Genomic DNA, 20885 nt, shown 5'->3' with positions numbered 1-20885 from the left:
ATGTCCGGTCTCCGGGCGCGTACAACCTTCGACGGACGCCGTTCGGTGCGGCCCATGATGGGATAGGCCCGTGGGAACGGCACAGGTGCGACACCGGCTCGTCGGGCACTGGCGGAGCAGCACCCGGTTCCAGGACGTGATGACCGCGGCCGGCACGTTCGCCGTCGGCCTGGCGTTCAACCTCGTCGGCCTGATCGATGTCTGGTCCTCGACCCAGGCCGGTAGCCTCGCCGGCGTTCCGGGCTGGTGGCACACCGTCTTTCTGACCGCCGGCTGCCTGGCCATGCTCGGCAAGCGCCGACACCCGATGCTCGCGCTCGGCGCTGCCACCGTCGCGGCCGGCGCGGACGTGGCGCTCGGCGGCAGCATCGCTCTCGTTCTGGTCATGTTCGACCTGCTGCTGTCGGTCGGCCTGTTCGCCTCCGCCCGCGCTCGGGCTGCGGTGACGACCGCGGTGTTCGTCGCCATCGGCACGGCAAGCGTCGTGGGTGGCCTCGCCGCGGGCCAGTTCCGCATCGCCGTGTTCATCAGCCTGCAGCTGACCACGTTGCTGTTCGTGCCGCTGTGGTGGGCGGCGAACATGCGCCAGCAGCGTTCGCTGGGCGCGCTCACCGCCGAGCGGACGGCGCACGAGGCCGTCCTCGCCGAGCGCGCGGCGATGGCACGAGACCTGCACGACGTCATCGGCGCCCACCTGTCCACGACTGCGATCCACTCCGGCGCCGTCCTGGCGCTGCCGCCCGAGACCGAACGCGACCGGGCGGCGCTGCGCGAGGCCCGCACCAGCAGCCTGGCCGCCCTGGAGGAGATGCGGTCGATGATCCTGCTGTTGCGGGCCGAGGACGCCACAGAGAAGGACCCCACGATGCCCGGCGGCCTGGACCGGGTGCCCGACCTCGTCGAGGCGGCCGTGGCCAGCGGGTTGCGGGTCGACGTGCACACCCGGGAGATTCCGCGGATTCCGGTGCTGGTGGCGCACGCCGCCTATCGGATCGTCCGGGAGGCATTGATCAACGCGCGCAAACACGCGCCGGCCTCGGAGGTACGCCTCGACGTACGCGAGGCCGGCGACCGGGTGACGGTGACGGTTGTCAACACCCTGACCCGCTCGGACGATCTCGGCCATCACGCGCTGAGCGCGGGCACGGGCCTGACATCAATGCGCGAGCGGGCCACGCTGCTGGGCGGCGAACTGATGGCGAGCCGGGACGGCGACCGCTGGCGGGTCCACGCGACGCTGCCCCTGCATCCCCGGGAACGCCCGTGACGCAACCCCAGATCCGCGTCCTGCTCGCCGACGACCACGCCGCAATCCGCGCCGGGCTGCGCCTGATGCTGGAACAGGCCGCCGACATCGCCGTGGTAGGCGAGGCCGCCGACGGCGCGATCGCGATCCGCCAGGCCGCCGCGCTGCGCCCGGACGTGGTGCTCATGGACATCCGCATGCCCGGCACCGACGGCATCACCGCGACCCGCGCAATCACCGCGACCGGCGCGGCCGACGTACTGATCCTTACGACGTTCGACATCGACGAATATCTCTTCGATGCGCTACGCGCAGGCGCGGCGGGCTTCCTGCTGAAATCGGTGGAACCGGCCGCCCTGGTGGACGCCGTGCGCCGGGTCGCAGTCGGCGACGGCGTCCTCGCGCCGGAGGTGACCCGCCGACTGCTCGTCGTCTTCGCCGCCGCCGAGCCGACGCCGGCGCCGCCACGCCCGCATCCGTCACTCGACAGCCTGACCGCCCGCGAACGGGACGTGCTGGCAGCGCTGGGCCGCGGCCTGTCCAACGCGGACCTGGCGGCGACCTTCGCGATCACCGAGGCAACCGCGAAGACGCACGTATCCCGGGTCCTGGCCAAGCTCAGCTGCACCTCCCGGGTGCAGGCCGCGATCCTTGCCAAGGAGGCGGGCATAGCCTGACCTCGCACGACCAGCCCGCAGGTGCAGGTGGCCTGCCGCGAAGGGTCCGCCGCCTACACGGCCCCACGCTTGTCTAGCTGGCCCAGCACCACAGATCTTTGATCTTGTTGGCGGCGCCGGCGGCGGCGTGGGCCTGTTCCATCTGGGATGCGCCGGCCCGATCGCCTTGTTGCAGTCGGCAGGATCCGACGTTGACGAGCGCGTGCATCTCGGTTTCGAGGTCGCCGATCCGGCGGGCCAACGCGAGTGCCCGGCCTCCCCAGTGCGTCGCGTCGCCCGTCGGCATCGACGCCGGCGAGTCGCTCAGCCAGTGCGCCGCGGAGGTGGCGAGTAGTTGGGTGAGGCGGTGGCGGGTGCGTTCGGGACTGGCTGGAACACCGGGACCGGGAACCCTACCCATCGGTGGTCAACCTGCGTCCCGAGTCGGACTGGCCCCGGCGGTACAACGTCGTGGCCGACGTGGCTCGGGTGGTGGCCATCTTGCGGCGTATCGCCTACGACATGCTGCGTGAGTGCGGCGCGGAAGCCGTCGTCCGGTTCGTAGGACGTCATGGTCACCGATTGTTCTTGCCAACTCGCCGCCCGGCCGGCCCCATGGCGCGGCGGCCGCCAGGGCCTACGGGCGGGGGCTACTGTTGTCCGCCCTCGCGGTCGATCAGCTGGCCGAGCAGTCCCACGATCTCGGTCAGGCTCGCGCCGTGCTGGTCGCGTAGATGCCCGACCGTCGCGGTCAGCTGATCGACCTTCTCACCAAGTCCGGTGATCGCCTGTCCCTGGTCGAGCTGGGTCTCCCGCAACGCGGACAGCACACGGGTGTGCCCGCGCAGCTCGGCCCGGTAATCCGCGACGTCACGGTCGGCGCCGGCCGCGAGAGCGCGGGCCGCGGCCGCCTCCTGGCGCAGCACACCGACCTCTTCCTCCAGCGCGGCGACCCGCCGGGCCAGCTCCTCCAGGTTCATGGCGCTTACGGTACCTGCGCCGACCCGCACGGCATCCTCCGCGCAGAGGACGATGCTGCCGGCACGGGACTGACAGCATCGTGAGCGGCCACGGTACTCGCGCGCAGCGCGGACGGACAGCGCCCTATCCAGTGATGGCACGGGGGAACATTGCCTCCCCCAGTACTTTCCGTCACGATCGACCCCCGAGATCCCTTCCGGGTCGGCGGAGATCAGCACCTTCATCGATGCGGATCTTATCGACAGGGGTGGCCCTGCCGTACGGGCGGCTTTCAGTCGGCCGCGCGGCGCTGGCGCAGGTACGCCAGGACGGCCTCTCGGGTGGTGCGGACGCCGAACAGGGCGCGGGCTTCGGCGATGCGGCGGTTCGCCGTACGCAGGGACAGGAACTCCGCTGCCGCCGCCGCCGCGATGGTGTCGCCGGCGGCGAGACGGTCGAGCAGGGCGCGCTGTTCGGGGATGAGCTCGGCCAGGGCGTCGCCGGCGTCCGCGGGGGACGCCGTCTGGTTGCCGGGACCGAGCTGGACCGGGCCGAGGCGGCTCAGGTCGTCGATCAGCGCGCGGCCCAGGGCGCTGTCGGCGTCGCAGACGGCGACGATGCCGGCGCCGCGCGCCGCGGCCAGGACGGCGAGCTTGAGGGTGTCCCGGTCGCCGATGCGCCCGTACAGCACGAGACGTTCGAGGGTGACGTCCCAGGTGGAGCTGGGCAGGGCGTATCCCTCGCGGACGGTCCAGCCGTCGCGCAGGAGGCGGCGCACCACGGTGTCGGCGTCGGCGCTGGAGGCGACGACGTGGCGGAGGGCGTCAGGTTGTCGGCTCACCGGCCATCCTCACGGTCGGATCGATCGGATCGATCGGATCGGTCACGCGGAGCACCGCGTTCAGGCGGCGGGGAACGGTCGGGCGAGCCGGGATGGTCGCGCCCGGCGGGCGGGGGGTGAAAGCGGCCGGATTCGAGCTGGGTCAGTGCCAGTGCTGCCGCTTCCGTACGCGTGCGGGCCCCCAGCTTGCGCATCCCCGCGCGGATGTGGGTGTCGACCGTCTCGGCCGCGATGCCGAGCTGGCCCGCGATGCGCCGGGTCGGTTCGCCGGCCGCCACGAGGTGCAGCACGTCCAGCTCCCGGCGGGTGAGGTTGGTGCCGGAACGGGGGCTGCGGGTGTCGCGGTGCACGCGGTGGCGGCGTAGGCCGCGGCGGGCGCGGCCGGCGAGGACGACCAGGCCCGCCTCGTCGGCGAGGTGTTCGGCCTCGAGCAGGGCGGCGACCGCGCGGTCCGGGTCGGCTTCCTGCAGGCCGGCGGCGAGCAGGCAGCGGATCTGTTCGCGCCGGGCGGTCCCGGCCCACGCCTGGGCGGCGGCCGTGAATCCGGTGCCGGTGGCCCAGGCGGTCAGGGTGCGGCGGGCGGCGTCGGGCAGTCCGGCCGGGATGGCGGGTGCGGCGTCTCCGGCGGGGGTTCGAGACCGGCCGCCCGTGTCGTACGCGGCCCAGCGGGAGGTGATGTGCTGCAGGCCGGTGAGCAGTCCCGCGGTGCAGGCCTCGGCGGGTGCCGCCGCCCGTTCCGGTTGCCCGTCGAGCCAGGCGGCCTCCCGGGCCACCCAGGCGGTGGCGGGATGCTCCTGCGGGGTGGCGAGCCGGGCCCGGGCGGCGGCGAGGAGCCCGGTGTCGGCCTCGACCAGCGCGGTCGCCGCGAGGGCGTAGGCCCGGGCGTCGGGTGGCAGTGCCCGGTCGGCGAGGTCCGCGCCCTTGCGGACGACGTCGTCCGCCACCGACGTCGGGGCCGTCGCGACAAGGTCGGCAGCGGAGGGCGGGAGGGTGTGGCCCTGCAGGACCTCGGCCCATCCCGCGACGGCCAGGAAGCGGGTCTGCCAGCTGTACGCCAGCGCGGCCCCGCAGGCCGCGGCCGCCGACCGGGCCGAGCGGGCCGCGTCGGCGAGGCGCCCGTCGGCGATCAGATGGCCGACCAGCAGCCAGGCGCTCCACCGGGCGGTGAGCGGGTCGGTCGCGGCCGACGCCGCCGCGGCCAGTTCCCGTTCCCAGCCGGGCGTGCGGTGGGCGGCGCGGACCGCGGCCAGGGCCGCCGCCACGCCGGGTGGTGGCGTCGGGTGGCGGGCGATGATCTTCTCCGCGGTGTCGGCGGCGGTCACCGGATCGCAGGCCAGGTCCGCAAGGAGCAGGACCCGGTCGCGGGCCGCGACGACGGTGGCGGCGGCCGCGTCGGGTACGGGGGCGACGGCCGCCCGGGCCGCGACGGGGTCGCCCGCCTGCAGGAGCGCCTCGCCGCGCAGGACGTCGGCCTCGACGCCGAGCGGGCCCGGGGTGGCCAGCACGGCGGCCGCGGCGTGCGGGCGTCCGGCGGCGAGCAGCGCGTCGGCCGCGGCGACGCGGACCCGGGCGGTGACGGTGACACCGGGGCAGGCGCAGGCGAACAGAAGCAGGTCGGCGCGGTCGCCGCCGGTGGTGTGGTCGGCGGCGGCGAGGGCCTTGCGGTAGGCCTGCGGATGGTCTCCGGCGGCGGCGAGATGCCGGGCCGCTTCCGCGTCGGGTACGGCGGTGGCCAGGGCGCGGTGCAGCTCGGTGCGGGCGTCGGCGTCGAGCAGGCCGGCGGCGATCTCGGCGACGTACGCCGACACCGCCACGATGCCGTCGCCGGTGTCGTGGACGAGCCCGGCCTCGTGCAGCGCCTGCGCGCCGGCGCCGAGCAGTGCCGGCGGGGCGGGGCGTCCGAGCAGGCCGAGGGCGGCCAGCGCGGTGCGGGCGGCGCGGGGCAGGTCGGCCAGGGCCGTGGCGATCGCGTACGCGACCTGGTCGATGTCGGTGTCCGGGGTGCCGCGGCCGGCGCCGGCCGCGCGGGCGAGGGCGGTGATCGCCAGGGGGTTGCCGCCGGCGCGGGCGACGACCGCGGCCACGGCGGCCCCGTCGAGGTGTCCCGCGGTGCGCCGGACCAGGTCGGCGGCGGCGGGCGGGTCCAGCGGGGCGATGTCGAGCCAGGCCGTGGCGGCGCCGCGCAGCGCGGCCACCGTCGCCTCGGGGATGCGGTGCGGGGTGCGCAGGGCGGCGACGACCCGGATCCGGGTGGCGAGGTGGGGCAGGGCGGCGAGGGTGGCGGGGTCGGCGTACTGCAGGTCGTCGAGGACGAGCAGCCCGGTGCGCACGCGGGAGCGGACCGCCTCGGCCAGCAGCGGCACGTCGTGGGCGGGCAGGCGGGCCTTGACCGCGCGGGACAGGGCGAGCGCGGGCACGCCGGCGAGCATCGCCAGGCCGCCGCCGGCGTGGACCGGGCCGGCCGCGGCCTGCGCGACGCGGCGCAGCAGGGTGCTGCGGCCGGCGCCGGGTACGCCGGTGAGCACGACGAGGCCGGGGCGGCGCAGGTGGGCGGCGGCGAGACCGGCCAGGTCCTGCTGTGACACCCACACCCCCATCCCGCTGCGCCCCCCGGCAGCGTCCGTTGGCACGAACTCGGGATCCGCGCGTGTTCGCGCATCCGTAGTGTGTGCTGCGGCAGGCGATCCGCCCTGCCCGGGAGGGGAAGGTCACTCGCCTTGTCTGCGTCGACGGCCGCGGTCAGCACATTCTCGCCGAATGTGTGCTCGGCTGACGAGTCATGACCGTGGGCCCGCTCTCCGCCCGCGTGGCTACCTTGTGTGACGAGGTTGTTGCCACGGTGGGCCCGGAGGCCGCTGGCCAGGTGCGACACGTTCGTGACCGGCTCGCCGAGCCGTTACGGGTCGCGATCGCCGGGCGGTTGAAAGCCGGAAAGTCGACACTCGTCAACGCGTTGATCGGGCGCCGGGTCGCCCCGACGGCCGTCGGCGAGTGCACCCGGGTGGTCACCCGGTTCCGCTACGGCACGGCCGACCGGGTCGACGTGGTCGGCCGCGACGGCAGCCGCGCGAGCCTGCCGCTCGACGACGACGGCATGATCCCGCAGCGCCTCGGGATGGGCGCCGGGCGGGTCGCGTACGTGGATGTGACGTTGACCAGTGAGAAGTTGCGCGACCTGACCGTGGTGGACACGCCGGGCCTGGCCTCGGCCGACACGGTGGTGTCGGCGCGGGCCGCGGCCGAGCTGGGCGCCACCGCCGCGCCGTTCGACGCCGCCATCGACGCCGATTCGGCATCGGAGATCGCCGCCGCGGAGGCGGTCGTCTACGTGTTCACGCAGGCGGTCCGCGCCGACGACGTGCGGGCGCTGGAGGCGTTCCGGGCGGCGTCGGCGCGGCTGGCGAGCAGCCCGATCAACGCGCTGGGCGTGTTCGGCAAGGTCGACACGCTGGTGGGCGGGGCGGCGGACCCGTGGCCGGTCGCCGGTCCCCTCGCCGAGCAGCAGGCCGGCTTGCTGGCCCGTACGGTGTCGCAGGTTGTGCCGGTGGTGGGGTTGCTCGCCGAGACCGGGGAGGCGGGCCGGCTCACTGCGGGTGACTGCGCCGCCCTGAAGGAGCTGGCCGCGCTGCCGGCGGACGAGCTGCGGGTGCTGCTCGCCTCGGTGGACCTGTTCCGCAGCCGGCCCGCGCCGGTCGGCCCGGAGCGCCGGGAGCGGCTGCTGGGGCTGCTCGACCTGTACGGCGTCGGCTTCGCCCTGGCGCAGCTCGCCGCGCAGCCGCAGTTGGGCACGGGCGAGCTGGTACGCCGCCTCGTGCTGGCCTCCGGCTTCCCCCGGCTGCGGCACACGCTGGACCGGTCGTTGCGGTGGCGCGCCGACGCGATCAAGGCCGGGTGGGCGCTGTCGCGGCTGGAGCGGATCGCCGGGCACACGAGCGAGCGCCGCGACTGCGAGGCGCTGCGGGACGCGACCGAGCGATTGCTGCGCGAGCCGGCGTATCACCGGCTGCGGTTGCTGGAGGTGGCGCAGCGGGTGGCGACGGGCCGGGTGGAGCTGCCGGTGGCCTGGGAGCAGGAGCTGACCCGGCTGGCCACCTGCGAGGACGCGCGTACCGTGCTGTGCCTGCCGCACGCCGGTGCCGACGAGCTGGCGGCGGCCGCGGTCGAGGCGGCCGGCCGGTGGCGGGTGTACGCGGTGGCCGGTGCGGGCCCGGCCCAGGCCCGGGTCGCCCAGGTCGCCCACCGCGGCTTCCACCTGCTGGCCCAGTCGATCCGTGAGACGGCCCGGGAGCACAGCGCTCAGGAGGCCGGCTCGTGACGGCACCCCGCGACCTGGCCCAGGCCCTCGACTCGGCCGTGTCGGACGCGCTCGCCGCCGTGCGCGCCGCCGACGCCGACGCCGGTGCCGAGCTGGCCGAGCTGCGCCGCCGCCGGCTGACGCGCCCGTCGATCGTCCTGGTCGGCGAGACCAAACGCGGCAAGAGCTCGCTGATCAACGCGTTGCTGGGGGTGCCGGGCCTGTCGCCGGTCGACGCCGCCGTCGCCACCGCCGCCTACCTGCACTTCTCCCCCGGTGCCACGGCCGGCGCGGTCGCGTACGTGCCGGGCCTGGGCGAGCCCGTCGACCTGGAGCTGCGGGAGCTGGGTGACTGGGCCACCGGCCGCGGTGGTCCCCGCGCGCCGCGGCGCATCGAGGTGACGCATCCGGCGCCGCTGCTGCAGTACGTGAGCCTGCTCGACACCCCGGGCGTCGGTGGCCTCGATCCCGCGCACACCGCCGTCGCGCTGGACGCGGTGGAGCGGGCGACCGCGCTGCTGTTCGTCGCCGACGCGTCCGCGCCGCTGTCGCAGCCGGAGCTCGACTTCCTCGTCGCCGCCAGCGAGCGCGTGGACACGGTGGTGTTCGCGCTGACCAAGGTCGACGCGTTCCCGGGCTGGCGGCGCATCGCCGACGACAACCGGGTGCTGTTGCGCGCGCGGGCGCCGCGGTTCGCCGACGCGCCCTGGTTCCCGGTGTCGGCGCGCCTGGCCGAGGTGGCCCTGGGCGTCCCGGCCGGCGAGCAGGCCGCGCTGGTCGAGGCCTCGCACATCGCCGCGCTGCAGCACGCTCTGGTGGAGCTCGCCGGCCGGGGTCACCAGCTCCAGCTCGCCAACGTGTTGCGGGCCGCCCGCGCCGAGCTGGTCCGCCTGGAGCAGGCCGCCGAGGCGCGGGTGCGCGCGGCCGAGGCGGACCCGGGCGAGACCGCGCGGGTCCGCGAGGAGCGCGGCGCGCTGGCCGCCCGCAAGCGCACCGAGCAGCGGCAGTGGGCGCTGCTGCTGAGCACCGAGACGCAGCGGGCCCGGGTCGAGGTGGTGGGCCTGCTGCGGACCCGCGTGGCCACGTTGCAGCAGGACGTCGCGGCGCGCATCGACACGCTGCGCGGCGGCGCGCTGGCCGCGCTGCCGGACCGGGTGGACGCCGAGTTGCAGGCGGTGGCCGTACGGCTCTCGGAGGATCTGCGGGCGACGTTCCGCCAGGTCGGCGAGCGGGTGCTGGCGCAGGTCTTCGACGACGAGGAGCTGGCCGGGATGCTGGACCGGCTCAACGCGACGCTGCGGCACACCCTGGCGGCGGGGCCGCCCCGCGACGGTTCCGGCGACAGCCTGCTGGTCGCGCTGTCCGCCGGTGGCATCGCGTTCATGGCCGGTCGTGGGGCGATGTTCGGCGCCTCGGTGCTGGGCGCCGGCGGCGCGGTCGCCGGCGGGCTGCTGGTCCCCGTCGCCGGGCTGGGCCTGGGGCTGGCGGCCGGCGGGTACGTGCTGTACCGCCGGCGGGTGCAGACCGACCGGCAGCAGGCCCGGGCCTGGCTGCGCGACGTGCTGGCCGAGGCCCGCGCCGCCCTGCAGGACGAGATCTCCCACCGGTTCACCGACCTGCAGTACGCGCTGAGCGTCGCCGTCGACGACGCCGTCGAGCGCCGGCTGCGCGAACTCGACGCCCACATCGCCGAGCTCGACGCGGCGGCCGCCGAGGACGCCGCGGGGCGCGCCCGGCGGCGCTCGCGGGCCACCGCGGAGCTGCAGCAGGTCCGCGGCCGACTCGCGCAGGTCGACGAGGTCCTCACCCGCGCGCGTGCCCTGGCGCCCGCGTCCGCACCCATCGGTCAGGAGAACGCATGAGCGACGAGTACGGCTGGCCGGACTTTCCCGACCCGGGCCACGACGACGCCGGCCACCATGATCCGGTCCCGCACGACACACCGGTCGCGGACGCGGACCGGTGGCACGACGACTTCGAGGATCACCAGGGGTACGGCGACATCACCCCGCAGGTGGACGAGGGCCACGATGCCGGGTGGGAGCACCAGGACGCCCCGGGCACCGCCCCCGACCAGCCGCAGCCGGCGTCCGCGGAGACGGCCGACGCGCACGGGCTGGGCCCGGTCGGCGCCGACCCCGACGCGGCCGGTCCCGCGGGCGAGCCGGTCAGCGCGTTTCCGCCGGTCGTCGACGTGGGGCCACTGCCGGAACCGGTCGACGGGTTCCCGTGGATCGACACCGGCAGCCTGGGCCTGGTCGACGCGGCTGCGGCCGCGACCGAGCCGGTGAGCCCGCAGGAGCTGGCCGCGTACGCGGCCGAGGAGCTGCCACCCGGTGCGGACCCGTGGGCGGCCCTGGCCGGCTCCGAGGACCCGGCCACCGCGGCGCTGGCCCGCTGGTGGGCGGTGAACGGCTGAGACAGCGGTACCCGCGCGGGCCGGGAAGGTGACATCATCTCCGGCCATGACCGACACCACCGCGGCGCCTGTCGCGCGGCGTGAACGCACCGGCTGGTACATGTACGACTGGGCCAACTCGGCGTTCTCCACCACCGTCATCACGGTGTTCCTGGGCCCGTTCCTGACCTCGGTCACCGAGCAGGCCGCCGGGTGCGGCCTCGGCGCGGACGAGTGTCACGGCCGGGTGTACCCGCTGGGCATCAGCGTCGCCGCGGGCTCGTACTTTCCCTACCTGGTGTCACTGTCGGTACTGCTGACCGTCTTCGTGCTGCCGGTCATGGGCGCGATCGCCGACCGGGCGGCGCGCAAGAAGCCGCTGCTGGCCGCGGCCGCGTTCACCGGCGCGGGCGCGACGATCGCGATGGCCTTCGTGACCGGCGAGCGGTACCTGCTCGGCGGGGCGCTGTTCATCGTCGCCAACGTGGCGTTCGGCGCGTCGGTGGTCGTCTACAACTCGTTCCTGCCGCGGCTCGCCGGCCCCGACGAACGTGACCGGGTGTCCAGCCGCGGCTGGGCGCTGGGCTACCTCGGCGGTGGCGTCCTGCTGCTGGCGAACCTGGTCGTGGTGACGGTCCTCAGCGTCGAGGGCGACAACCAGCGCACCCTCGACCTGGCCCGCTGGTGCATCGTGTCGGCCGGGGTGTGGTGGGCGGTGTTCACCCTGCTGCCGCTGCGCTGGCTGCGCGAGCGTCCGACGGCGGTGAGCCTCGGCGGCAACGTGCTCACCGACGGCTTCCGGCAGCTCGTCCACACCGTGCGCGGCCTGCGGGCGTACCCGCTGACCCTGTTCTTCCTGGTCGCCTACCTGGTCTACAACGACGGCATCCAGACCGTGATCGCCCTGGCCAGCCAGTTCGGCACCGAGGAGCTGCGCCTGGACCAGCCCACCCTGATCGTGACGATCCTGATCGTGCAGTTCCTGGCGTTCGGCGGGGCGCTGCTGCTGGGCCGGGTCGCGGAGCACATCGGCGCCCGCCGTACGGTGCTGCTCGCCCTGGCGTTGTGGCTGCTGGTCATTCTCGGCGCGTTCTGGCTGCCCGAGGGCGAGCCGGTGCCGTTCATGCTGCTCGGCGTCGGGATCGGCCTGGTCATGGGCGGCAGTCAGGCGTTGAGCCGCTCGTTGTTCAGCCAGCTCATTCCCGAGGGCCGCGAGGGCGAGTACTACGGCTTCTACGAAATCAGTGACAAGGGCACGAGCTGGCTGGGCCCGCTCGCGTTCGGCCTGGTGTTCCAGCTCACCAACAGCTACCGCATCGGGATCGTGTCGTTGGTGGTGTTCTTCGTCCTCGGTGGCATTCTGCTGGCGATGGTGCCGATGCGCCGGGCCATCGTCGCCGCGGGCAACACCCCGCCGCGGCTGCTGTGACGGACGGGGGGCCGCGCGTGGACATCGTGATCGACCCGGCGTCGCCGGTGCCGCCGTACGAGCAGGTGCGCACGCGGATCGCGGCCCTGGCCGCGCAGGGGGTCCTCGCGGCGGGCACCCGGCTGCCGCCGGTGCGCCGGCTCGCCGCCGACCTGGGACTGGCGGTCAACACGGTGGCCCGCGCCTACCGCGAGCTCGAGCAGGCCGGGCTGGTGGAGACCCACGGCCGGGCGGGCACGCTGGTCACCCCGGCGGCGGCCGGGACTCCGGTCGCTGCCCACGCTGCCGCGCAACGGTACGCGGACGAGACCAGAGCCCTCGGACTGACACCGGAGGCGGCCCTGGCGCTGGTCCAGGCCGTTCTCCGCCGTCCGGGCTGAGCGTCGTGGCCGGGCGTGGCCCCTAGGCCCGCGTGAACGTCTGCTGGCCGACGACGGCGAGCAGGCGCAGCTTCTCGTGGCCCTCGCTGCCCGGCGGGGCGGTCAGCACCAGCAGGGCCTGCGACTGGTCCTCGGTGAACAGCACCTGGCAGTCCACCTCGATGGCGCCGAGCTCCGGATGCAGCAGGACCTTGTGGTCGGCGAACCGCCGGCTCACCTCGTGGCGTTCCCACAGGCCGGCGAACTCGGCGCTGACCTTCTGCAGGGCCCGTACCAGCTCCCCGGCCCTGCTGCGCGGACCCATCGCGCCGTAGGCGGCCCGCAGGTTCGCCACCTGGGCGCGGCTCTGCCGGTCCCGGTCGTGCTCGGGATAGCGCAGCCGTTCCGCGGGCCGGGTGAACCAGCGGTAGACCTCGCTGCGGTCGAGGCCCGTGTCGCCGGAGCGGTCCCCGAACAGCGCCGCGGCCAGGCGATTCTGCACCAGGGTCTCCCCCAGGTTCGACAGGATCAGCGCCGGCGTGTCGTCGAGGCGGTCGAGCACGCGCAGCAGCGCCGGGGCGACGTGCGAGCTCGCCGGCACCGACGAGGGGCCGTGACGGCCGGCGACCTGGAACAGGTAGTCGCGTTCGCCGCTGCTGAGTCGCAACGCGATCGCCAGCGAGGCCAGCATCTGGTCGCTGGGCTGCGGGCCGCGCTGCTGCTCCAGCCGCGTGTAGTAGTCGGCCGACATCGCGGCCAGCGCCGCCACCTCCTCCCGGCGCAGGCCCGGGGCGCGGCGGCGGGCGCCGGCAGGCAGCCCCACGTCGGCGGGGCGCAGCCCCTCACGGCGGCGGCGCAGGAAATCGGCGAGGGCGGCACGGTCCATCGGCCCAGTATCGTCGCTCGCCGCGGCGCATCCAGGGATCGCCGATCCCCCGATGACCGCTCTCTGCCGCGCACGCCGCGGACCCGGCAGATTTGCGGCCATGAACATCTCCGGCAACACCGTCTTCATTCCGGGAGCCACCAGCGGCATCGGCCTGGCCCTCGCGCTCGCCCTGCAGGAGCGCGGCAACACCGTCATCGTCGGCGGGCGCCGCACCGCACTGCTCGAACGGATCGCGGCCGAGCACCCCGGCATCGACACTGCGCAGATCGACACCGCCGACGCCGCCAGCATCGAGGCGGCCGCCGCGCGGGTGCTGGCCCGCCACCCGCGGCTCAACGTGTTGATCACGATGGCGGGAATCATGCGGGTCGAGGACTGGCACCGACCCGAGTCGTTCCTCGCCGACGCCGAACAGGTCCTGACCACGAACGTGCTGGGCCCGATCCGCCTGATCGGCGCGTTCATCGGCCACCTGCAGACCCGCCCGGACGCCACCATCGTCACCGTCTCGTCCGGTCTGGCGTTCACACCGCTGAGGGCCACCCCGAGCTACAACGCGTCGAAGGCGGCGATCCACATGCTCAGCGAGTCCATCCGGCTGCAACTGGCCGACACGTCGGTGTCGGTCGTGGAGCTGGTGCCGCCGGCGGTACGGACCTCGCTGCTGCCCGGCCACGAGAACAGCGACGCCGCGATGCCGCTCGACGAGTTCGTGGGCGAGGTCGTCGGCCTGCTGGAGCGCGAGCCCGAGGCCACCGAGATCCAGGTCGAACGGGTCAAGTTCCTGCGCTACGGCGAGGCCCGCGGCGACTACGACCAGGTGGTGGCCGCCCTCAATGCCACCGACCCGCACGCCACGCATCGATAGGTGCCGGACGCGGCCGGGCGAGCCACCCGAGCGTCTTGAACGAAGTGACGGACAAAGACGATCGGGTCTCCGTCGTCACGCCACATCGGGATCGACGGCCCTTGGCCGGGCGCCGACTCTGGTTCGTCAGCGTACGGTGATCGCCCCGGAGGGACACCGGGCGACGGCCTGGTCGAGCAGGTCCTCCGGTGCGTCGGCGGGGTCGGGGTCGAGCACCTTCACGAGGCCTTCGTCGTCCTGGTCGAAGACGCGGGGCAGGGTCAGGACGCAGTTGCCCGCGCCGACGCAGATGTCGCGGTCGGCGGTGATGCGGGCGGTCACCAGGTCACCGGGAGTTCGGCGACGCCGTACACGAGGGAGGTGTCGCGTTTGGGCAGGCGGTCAGGGTCGGTGGCGACGGTGAGGGCGGGGAAGCGGCGGGCGAGCCGGGTCAGCGCCACCCGTAGCTCGGCGCGGGCCAGCGGCTGACCGATGCACTGGTGCACGCCGAAGCCGAACGCTAGATGCTGATGGGCCTGCCGGTACGGGTCGAACTCGTCGGCATCGTCGAAGACCTCGTCGTCGCGGTTGGCGAGCGACAGCAGCGCGGTGACGGGTTCGCCGGCGCGGATGAGTCGGCCGCCGATCTCGACGTCGCGGATCGCCTGGCGCGGCAGGCCGGTCCGGACGATCGTCAGGTAGCGCAGCAGTTCCTCGACGACGGCGTCGGCGGCCTGGTCGTCGTCGCGCAGCCGCTGCCACACGTGCGGGTGGCGCTGCAGCAGAAGGACGCTGAGTCCGATCATGTTGGCGGTGGTCTCGTGCCCGGCGACGAGCAGCAGCACCGCCATGCCGATGAGCTCGTCGATCTCGAGCTCGCCGGTGCGCACACGTTCGTCGACGAGGCGTCCGAGCAGGTCGTCGCCGGCCCGGCCGCTGGTGCGTTTGGCCTCGATCAGGTTGCCGAGGTAGGCGCGCAGGCCGAGGAGGGCCTCGCGGGCCCGCAGCGGGTCGGCGGTGTGGTCGAGCAGGGTCGCGCTGTGCCGCTGGAAGAGGGCGTGGTCGGCGTACGGGACGCCGAGCAGGTGGCAGATGACCAGCGACGGCACCGGCAGCGCGAACGTCGCGACGAGGTCGGCGGGTGGCCCGGCCGCCTCGGCCGCGTCGAGGACGCCGTCGACGACGTCGGCGATCAGCGGCTCCATCCGCCGGATATTCCTGATCATGAATTCGGCGGTCAGCATCCGGCGCAGCCGCAGGTGCGCCTCGCCGTCCATGCGGACGAACCCGCCCGGGGTGCTCTGCGGGGTCTGCGGGGTCGGTGCGCGCAACAGCGGGAAGCCGGGCCGGGTCGCGTCGGCGCTGAACGCGTCGCTGCGCAGCATCTCCTTGACGTCGCCGTGGCGGGTGACCAGCCACGTCCAGCCGCCGGTGGGCAGCCGCACCCGGGTGACCGGGCCGTCGAGGCGGCGACGGTCGGCGGCGGCCACCGGGGTGAACGGGTCGTCGCCGGGGCTGCGGAACGGGAACAGCGGGAGGCGGTCGGTCGCGAGGTCGGCCATGGCGGCCCTCCCCAGTCGTAGCGGTACGTACCGATAGGCACGCGCTACGTTATCGCCACATCGGGCAAAGAACAACGAATGTCGATGAAACCCGCCGGGTCACACGGTCACTTCGGCTCGATCACGTTCGTCGCGAGCAGGACCATCAGCACCGCACCGAGCACCAGCCGGTAACTGATGAAGATCGAGTACGAGTGCCGGGCGATGAACTTCAGCAGCCACGACACCGCGAACCAGCCCACCACGAAGCTGGTCACCGTGGCGACGATCGTGGGCAGCCAGCCGACCCCGCCGTTGTCGGCGGAGATGTTGTCGTACTCGGTGACGGTCTGCAGCACCGTCGCGCCCATGAGCGCCGGGATGCTGAGAAAGAACGACAGCTTCGTCACCGTCACCCGGTCGAGGTCGCGCAGCAGGCCTGCGGTCATCGTCGCACCGGAGCGCGAGACGCCGGGGACCAGGGCGAGACACTGCACCACACCGATGATCAAAGTGTCCTTCCAGGTGACGTCCTCGACGTGGCGCACCTGGGTCGCGGCGTGGTCGGCGAACCACATCACACCGCTGTAGACGATCAGCGCCCCGGCCACGAACCACAGGCTGCGCAGCGTCGTCTCGATCGTGTCCTGGAACAGCAAGCCCACGATGCCGATCGGGATCGAGCCCAGAATCACCGCCCAGCCGAACCGGTAGTCGGCGTTGGCGCGCAGGTCACGGCCGAGCACACCGCGGATCCAGGCGGTGACGATCCGGATGATGTCGTGCCGCAGGAAGATCACGGTGGCCAGGACCGCGCCCGACTGGATGATCGCGGTGAACGCGGTGATGTCCCGCGCGTCGATCTCGTAGCCGAGCAGCTTCTCCAGGATGGTCAGGTGGCCGGTGCTGGAGATGGGCAGGAACTCGGTGAAACCCTCCACCGCGCCCAGCAGCACCGCTTCGAAGATGTTCAACCCAACCCCGCCCCGTGATCGACTTGCCGGACCGGTCGAGGATAGGGGGTCGCTCAGGGCCCGGTGCGCCGGACCCGTGCGGCGGCGAGCGTGTACGCGGGGTCCCGGTCCAGGTTGTGCCGGTCCCGGTCGTAGCGCCGGGTGGTGCGCGGGTCGGCGTGTCCCATCGCATCCTGCACGTCCTCCAGCGGCACCCCCTCGGCCCGCGCCGAGGTCGCGAACGCGTGCCGCAGCGAGTGCGGCGACAGCCGCGCCCACCCCTCGATCCCGGCCTCCCGGGCGAGGCGGCGCACCAGCCGGAACACGGCGTGCCGGTCCAGCCGCGCGCCGGTGGTGGTGACCAGCAGCGGCCCGTCCAGACGGTCGGCGGTGGTCCCCTCGGCCGCCGCCCGCTCGGCCAGGTACGCGTCCAGCGCCGTCCCCGCGTACGGCGTCAGCGCCCGCCGGCGAGGGCGCCCGCCCTTGCCCACGAACCGCACGCTGCGGTGCCCGCGCTCCACCCCGAGATCGGCGACGTCGAGGCCGACCAGCTCACCGACCCGCAGGCCCAGATCGGCGAGCAGGGCGATCACCGCCCGGTGCCGCGCCGCCGCCGCGCCGGTGCCCGTCTCGGCGGCGGCGATGACCGCGTCGACCTCCTCGGGACTCAGGCCCACCGTCGCCGAATGGTCCCGCGAGACGTACGGGCGGTCGGCGCCGGCCACCGGATTCGCCTCGACCGCCCGCAGCTTGACCAGGAAGTCGTACCAGCTCGACAGCCCCGACAGCTTGCGCGCCACCGTCGCCGGGGCGAGCTGGCGGGACTCCAGGCCCCGCGCGTACGCGTTGACGTCCAGGAACGAGGCCCGCAACGGATCGGCGTCGCGCTCGGCACACCACGCCAGCCACGCCGTCACGTCGCGCCGGTACGCGTCGCGGGTGTGCGCCGACAACCGCCGGTTCTGCAACCACGCCTCGGTGACCTGCTCGGCGCCGCCGACGGCCGCGACCGTCCCGGCGTGCTGACGCGGAACCAGGGACATGCCCCCATGATCTCAGCTCTCCCGCACGCCGCCGTCCGCGACATGCCAGCGACGGGTGTGCCCGACCGCCGCCGCGAAATACCGGTCGTGGGTGACCGTCACCAGAGTCCCCCGGTACGCCCGCAGCGCCTCCTCCACCACGTCGAGCGCGTCGAAGTCGAGAAAGTTCGTCGGCTCGTCGAGCAGCAGCACCCGGGCGGGACTGTTCACCATCACGGCCAGCAACAGCCGCCGCAGCTCTCCCGCCGACAGGCTGCGCAGGGTGGCGTCCCACTGCTCCGGACCGAACTGGTGGCCCGCGAGCAGCCTCTCCGCGTCCTCCGCGTACACCGGGACCCGGGAGCGGAAGAAGTCCACGACGCTCACCGCCGACCGCAGGCCCTCGTCGGTCTGCGGCAACACCGCCACCGGGACATCCGCCCCGGCCTGCAACGCGCGCAGCAGCGTGGTCTTGCCGGCGCCGTTGCGCCCGGTGATCAGGATCCGGTCGCCGCGGCGTACGCCGACGTCGACGCCGTCAAGCACGGTGCGCCCGCCGAGCGTCACGCTCAGGTCGCCGACCTCGATCAGGGTCTCGCCGGGCGCGGCGTCGTCGCCGGGAAACGCCAGCGTCAGTGGCGGCCGGGTGCGCGGCTCGGCGATCCACCGTACGGACTCCATCTGCCGCCGCAGCCGCCGCTCGCGCACCTTCGCCTTGCGCGCCACCAGGCGGGCGACCCGGCGCAGGTGCGGCGCCTCCACTCCGGAGCGTACGGTCGTCTCCACCTGCAGCGACTGGGCCTTGGTACGGGCGATGTCCTCCTCCCACCGGCGGCGGTCCTTCTCCTGCGCTTCGTAGTCGAGCAGCAGCCGCTGCCAGCGGCGCGCCTTCTCGGCGCGGTAGTGCCGGTAGCCACCGCCCGGATAGTCCTGCGGGCGGTCGTGGATGCCGTCGAGCTCGATGACGTGGGTGACCGCGGTGTCGAGAAAGGCCCGGTCGTGGCTGACCGCCAGCACCCCGCCGGGGAAATCCGCCAGCCAGTCCGCCAGCCACGCCGCACCCTCGGCGTCGAGATGGTTGGTCGGCTCGTCGAGCAGCAACACGTCCGGCGCGTCCAGCAGGGCCCGGGCCAGCAGCAGCCGGGCCTGCTCCCCGCCGCTCACCTCGCGCAGCGGCCGGTCGTCGCCCAGATGGGCGATGTCCAAGCGCCGGCGGACCTCGTCCAGGCGGGCCTCGGCGGTCCAGCCCTCCAGCACCGTCCACCGGTCCTGCGCCTGCCCGTACGCGTCGAGCACGTCGCCACCCGCGGCCAGCTCCCGCTCGAGCCGGCGCATCCGCGCGGTCACCTCGGCCAGCTCACCGAGGCCGGCGGTGAGGAAGCCACCGACGGTGCCGGCGTCGGCGGCGAGCTGCTGCGGCACGTATCCGACCCGGGCGCCCCGGCGACGGGTCACGGTGCCGCCCGCCGGGGCCAGGTCACCCGCGAGCACCCGCAGCAGGGTGGTCTTGCCGGCGCCGTTGGGCCCGACGACACCGATCCGGTCGCCGGCGCCGAGCACCAGGTCGAACCCGGAGAAGAGAAGATCGCCGTCATGGGCGGCGCTGAGCGTTACAGCCTTGATCAAGGGAGTCCTCCGCGGACGTCATACCGACGGGAATACGGCGATCCGCACGCATCCGATCATCGGCGGCGCGCTCGGATCGGGTCGGTATCACACGGAGGCGACGGCTCCCTTGGACGGCGACGGGCTCAGTGCCACCCTGCCGCACCGACGGCACAGGCCGCCACCCAATATCCGCGGGTGGCGGCCTGTGCCGTCGCTTGCTGCTGGTCAGGCGGCGTAGGCCACCGAACGGTTCACGCCCTGCACGTCGGTCACGGCCAGCCGCGTCGTCATCGTGCTGCGGCTCGCGATCTGCGCCGCGTACGCGGCCCGGCGCCGCGCCACGACACCGTCGCCCTTGACCGCGCCCTCGTTCTGCTCCATGTGCGTGCTCAGGCCGTCGCGCAGCAGCGCCAGCGCCTCGGTGCGCAACTGCGACACCCGCGACTCCGTCACGCCCAGCTCCGCGGCGACGTCCGCCAGCGGACGCTCCTGCAGGAACGACGCCTCGACCACGAACCGCAGCCGCTCCGGCAGCACCGCGACCGCGTCGTGCAGGTAGCCGATCCGCTCCCGGTGCAGCAGCATCTCCTCCGGGTTCAGCGACGCCTCGGTGACCATGTCCTCGGCCGCACCGGCGGTGAAGCCCTGCAGCGACAGCACCGCGGCCCGCTGCACGTCGTCGTCGACCGACGCCAGCTCCGACACACCCACGCCGAGCAGCTCGGCCAGCTCCGTCGGCGACGGCGTCCGGCCCAGCTTCGCCGTCAGCTCCTGCCGGGCCACGTCGGCCCGCCGGGCCCGCGCCCGCACCGAACGGCTCGCCCAGTCCATGCTGCGCAGCTCGTCCAGCAGCGCACCCCGGACCCGCACCGCCGCGAAGCGGCCGAACGGGATACCCCGGCTCGCGTCGTACGCCTGCGCCGCCGTGACCAGGGCCGCGTATCCCGCCGAGGCGAGGTCGTCGCGGTGCACGTGCGCCGGCACCTTGAACAGCATCTCGCGCACCAGGTGGCCCACCAGCGGCATGTTCTCGCGAATCAGGTTCTCCAGCTCACGGCTGATGGTCTTCGGCGCGGTCACTGCGGACATGTGGTGTTCCCCCTCGTATCCCGTCTCCCGGTGACGGCTCACCGGCTGACAGGGGGAACTTTTCGTTGCGCGGGGTGCAGCACGCGGTCACAGATGGTTGCCGACCGGTTGCACCTCAAGAAAACCTAAAGTCCGCACAGCCACTTCCCAGGCAGCGCCTACCCGGGGCACAGCCGCAAACCGCTGGACACCACCTCGCCCCCACCACGCACAATCGCCACCATGACTCCCACCCACACCGCGCTGATCGTCCCGATCCCCGCCGCCGAACCCGCCGTGGCCCGCCACCGGGCACGGCTCGACCGGGCCGCATCCTGGGGAGTCCCGGCCCACATCACGATCGTCTACCCGTTCCTGGCGCCCGCAGCCGTCACCGCCACCGTCCCGGCCGAGCTGCGCGAGGCCATCGGTGCGATCCCCCGCTTCACCGCCACCCTGACCCACGTCGACTGGTTCGGCACGACGGTCGCCTGGCTCGCACCGACACCCAGCGCGCCCTTCAAGGCCCTCACCCACGCCGTCACCGCGCGATTCCCCGAGGCCCAGCCGTACGAGGGCGCCCACCCCGACGTCGTGCCCCACCTCACGATCGGCCACGACCACCCGCACGACACCCTGCGCGCCGCCGCCGACGACGCGGCCACCCACCTGCCGCTCACCGCCGACATCACCGCCGTCCACCTCATCCAGGGCATCCCCGCACCCGGCGGCCCCTGGCGCACCACGGCCACGTTCCCGCTCGGCGCATGACCC

20 protein-coding genes and 1 pseudogene are annotated in these 20885 nt (G+C 74.0%); 9 read left to right on the top strand and 12 right to left on the bottom strand.

The annotated features are described in order from the left end of the window. The first annotated feature begins 70 nt into the window (after positions 1-70). Positions 71-1267, top strand: coding sequence for a sensor histidine kinase (locus EDD30_RS00945; protein ID WP_143162550.1), 1197 nt, complete (start codon positions 71-73; stop codon positions 1265-1267). Then, entirely contained in the window at positions 1264-1923 is a 660-nt protein-coding gene (locus tag EDD30_RS00940; RefSeq protein WP_071803439.1) for a response regulator, read from the top strand. The genes EDD30_RS00945 and EDD30_RS00940 overlap by 4 nt, the downstream gene beginning before the upstream one ends. A 73-nt stretch (positions 1924-1996) precedes the next feature. Here EDD30_RS00940 and EDD30_RS00935 read toward each other — a convergent pair whose 3' ends face one another. The 4 genes from EDD30_RS00935 to EDD30_RS41325 form a co-directional block, all read right to left on the bottom strand. After that, entirely contained in the window at positions 1997-2323 is a 327-nt protein-coding gene (locus EDD30_RS00935; RefSeq protein WP_071803438.1) for a hypothetical protein, read from the bottom strand. 229 nt (positions 2324-2552) lie between these two features. Continuing rightward, the gene (locus EDD30_RS00930; RefSeq protein ID WP_071803437.1) at positions 2553-2882 is read right to left on the bottom strand and encodes a hypothetical protein; all 330 of its coding nucleotides are present in this window, start codon (positions 2880-2882) and stop codon (positions 2553-2555) included. Positions 2883-3154: 272 nt separating this feature from the next. After that, the gene (locus tag EDD30_RS00925; protein ID WP_071803436.1) at positions 3155-3703 is read right to left on the bottom strand and encodes a LuxR family transcriptional regulator; all 549 of its coding nucleotides are present in this window, start codon (positions 3701-3703) and stop codon (positions 3155-3157) included. Then, complete coding sequence (locus EDD30_RS41325; RefSeq protein WP_280526116.1) at positions 3700-6288, bottom strand: LuxR C-terminal-related transcriptional regulator; 2589 nt, start codon at positions 6286-6288, stop codon at positions 3700-3702. The genes EDD30_RS00925 and EDD30_RS41325 overlap by 4 nt, the downstream gene beginning before the upstream one ends. 278 nt (positions 6289-6566) lie before the next feature. Between EDD30_RS41325 and EDD30_RS00915 the strand changes: the two genes are divergently transcribed. From EDD30_RS00915 to EDD30_RS00895, 5 genes are read left to right on the top strand one after another with little or no spacing between them, the layout of a single operon-like run. After that, entirely contained in the window at positions 6567-8018 is a 1452-nt protein-coding gene (locus tag EDD30_RS00915) for a dynamin family protein (protein ID WP_244945055.1), read from the top strand. Next, a complete protein-coding gene (locus tag EDD30_RS00910) occupies positions 8015-9859 on the top strand; it encodes a dynamin family protein (RefSeq protein ID WP_071803433.1) in 1845 nt (614 codons plus the stop codon). The genes EDD30_RS00915 and EDD30_RS00910 overlap by 4 nt, the downstream gene beginning before the upstream one ends. Then, positions 9856-10416: a hypothetical protein gene (locus tag EDD30_RS00905; protein ID WP_071803432.1), complete on the top strand. Its 561-nt coding sequence runs from the start codon at positions 9856-9858 to the stop codon at positions 10414-10416. Before EDD30_RS00910 ends, EDD30_RS00905 begins: the two co-directional genes overlap by 4 nt. Positions 10417-10462: 46 nt before the next feature. Then, the gene (locus tag EDD30_RS00900; RefSeq protein WP_071803431.1) at positions 10463-11824 is read left to right on the top strand and encodes an MFS transporter; all 1362 of its coding nucleotides are present in this window, start codon (positions 10463-10465) and stop codon (positions 11822-11824) included. Positions 11825-11841: 17 nt separating this feature from the next. Then, positions 11842-12204, top strand: a complete 363-nt coding sequence (locus EDD30_RS00895; RefSeq protein ID WP_071803430.1) for a GntR family transcriptional regulator — start codon at positions 11842-11844, stop codon at positions 12202-12204. A gap of 22 nt (positions 12205-12226) precedes the next feature. On the opposite strand, the gene EDD30_RS00890 is transcribed toward EDD30_RS00895, so the two are convergent. Next, positions 12227-13069: a helix-turn-helix transcriptional regulator gene (locus tag EDD30_RS00890; protein ID WP_071803429.1), complete on the bottom strand. Its 843-nt coding sequence runs from the start codon at positions 13067-13069 to the stop codon at positions 12227-12229. Positions 13070-13169: 100 nt separating this feature from the next. On the opposite strand from EDD30_RS00890, the gene EDD30_RS00885 reads away from it, so the two are divergent. After that, positions 13170-13940, top strand: a complete 771-nt coding sequence (locus tag EDD30_RS00885) for an SDR family oxidoreductase (protein WP_071803428.1) — start codon at positions 13170-13172, stop codon at positions 13938-13940. Positions 13941-14066: 126 nt separating this feature from the next. Here the strand turns inward: EDD30_RS00885 and EDD30_RS00880 are convergent, their stop codons facing one another. The 7 genes and pseudogenes from EDD30_RS00880 to EDD30_RS00855 form a co-directional block, all read right to left on the bottom strand. Continuing rightward, positions 14067-14261 carry a ferredoxin gene (locus EDD30_RS00880; protein ID WP_211277674.1) on the bottom strand — a complete coding sequence of 65 codons (195 nt, stop codon included), beginning with the start codon at positions 14259-14261 and terminating at the stop codon, positions 14067-14069. Beyond that, the gene (locus EDD30_RS00875) at positions 14258-15481 is read right to left on the bottom strand and encodes a cytochrome P450 (protein WP_071803426.1); all 1224 of its coding nucleotides are present in this window, start codon (positions 15479-15481) and stop codon (positions 14258-14260) included. Before EDD30_RS00875 ends, EDD30_RS00880 begins: the two co-directional genes overlap by 4 nt. A 107-nt stretch (positions 15482-15588) precedes the next feature. After that, complete coding sequence (locus tag EDD30_RS00870; protein WP_071803425.1) at positions 15589-16434, bottom strand: undecaprenyl-diphosphate phosphatase; 846 nt, start codon at positions 16432-16434, stop codon at positions 15589-15591. Positions 16435-16487: 53 nt separating this feature from the next. Next, positions 16488-17456 carry a tyrosine-type recombinase/integrase gene (locus EDD30_RS00865; RefSeq protein ID WP_071803424.1) on the bottom strand — a complete coding sequence of 323 codons (969 nt, stop codon included), beginning with the start codon at positions 17454-17456 and terminating at the stop codon, positions 16488-16490. A gap of 12 nt (positions 17457-17468) precedes the next feature. Continuing rightward, a complete protein-coding gene (locus EDD30_RS42245) occupies positions 17469-18116 on the bottom strand; it encodes an ATP-binding cassette domain-containing protein (protein ID WP_483400372.1) in 648 nt (215 codons plus the stop codon). A 456-nt stretch (positions 18117-18572) separates the two neighbouring features. Then, a pseudogene (locus EDD30_RS42240) lies at positions 18573-18977 on the bottom strand (ATP-binding cassette domain-containing protein); the annotation flags it as partial. Between the two features lie 291 nt (positions 18978-19268). Then, on the bottom strand, positions 19269-20132 hold the full coding sequence (locus EDD30_RS00855; protein WP_071803422.1) for a sigma-70 family RNA polymerase sigma factor: 864 nt from the start codon (positions 20130-20132) through the stop codon (positions 19269-19271). A gap of 222 nt (positions 20133-20354) precedes the next feature. Between EDD30_RS00855 and EDD30_RS00850 the strand changes: the two genes are divergently transcribed. After that, complete coding sequence (locus EDD30_RS00850) at positions 20355-20882, top strand: 2'-5' RNA ligase family protein (RefSeq protein WP_071803421.1); 528 nt, start codon at positions 20355-20357, stop codon at positions 20880-20882. Positions 20883-20885: the final 3 nt, after the last annotated feature.

The organism is Couchioplanes caeruleus (assembly GCF_003751945.1).
Lineage (GTDB): Bacteria > Actinomycetota > Actinomycetes > Mycobacteriales > Micromonosporaceae > Actinoplanes > Actinoplanes caeruleus.
This window is presented reverse-complemented; position numbering and strand designations above follow the sequence as displayed.

Excerpts from the sequence above, each read along its gene's own strand:
- EDD30_RS00935 (WP_071803438.1), bottom strand. The coding sequence starts at position 2,323 with ATGGGTAGGGTTCCCGGTCCCGGTGTTCCAGCCAGTCCCGAACGCACC.
- EDD30_RS00930 (WP_071803437.1), bottom strand. The coding sequence starts at position 2,882 with ATGAACCTGGAGGAGCTGGCCCGGCGGGTCGCCGCGCTGGAGGAAGAG.
- EDD30_RS00905 (WP_071803432.1), top strand. The coding sequence starts at position 9,856 with ATGAGCGACGAGTACGGCTGGCCGGACTTTCCCGACCCGGGCCACGAC.
- EDD30_RS00900 (WP_071803431.1), top strand. The coding sequence starts at position 10,463 with ATGACCGACACCACCGCGGCGCCTGTCGCGCGGCGTGAACGCACCGGC.
- EDD30_RS00890 (WP_071803429.1), bottom strand. The coding sequence starts at position 13,069 with ATGGACCGTGCCGCCCTCGCCGATTTCCTGCGCCGCCGCCGTGAGGGG.
- EDD30_RS00885 (WP_071803428.1), top strand. The coding sequence starts at position 13,170 with ATGAACATCTCCGGCAACACCGTCTTCATTCCGGGAGCCACCAGCGGC.
- EDD30_RS00875 (WP_071803426.1), bottom strand. The coding sequence starts at position 15,481 with ATGGCCGACCTCGCGACCGACCGCCTCCCGCTGTTCCCGTTCCGCAGC.
- EDD30_RS00865 (WP_071803424.1), bottom strand. The coding sequence starts at position 17,456 with ATGTCCCTGGTTCCGCGTCAGCACGCCGGGACGGTCGCGGCCGTCGGC.
- EDD30_RS42245 (WP_483400372.1), bottom strand. The coding sequence starts at position 18,116 with ATGGAGTCCGTACGGTGGATCGCCGAGCCGCGCACCCGGCCGCCACTG.
- EDD30_RS00855 (WP_071803422.1), bottom strand. The coding sequence starts at position 20,132 with ATGTCCGCAGTGACCGCGCCGAAGACCATCAGCCGTGAGCTGGAGAAC.
- EDD30_RS00850 (WP_071803421.1), top strand. The coding sequence starts at position 20,355 with ATGACTCCCACCCACACCGCGCTGATCGTCCCGATCCCCGCCGCCGAA.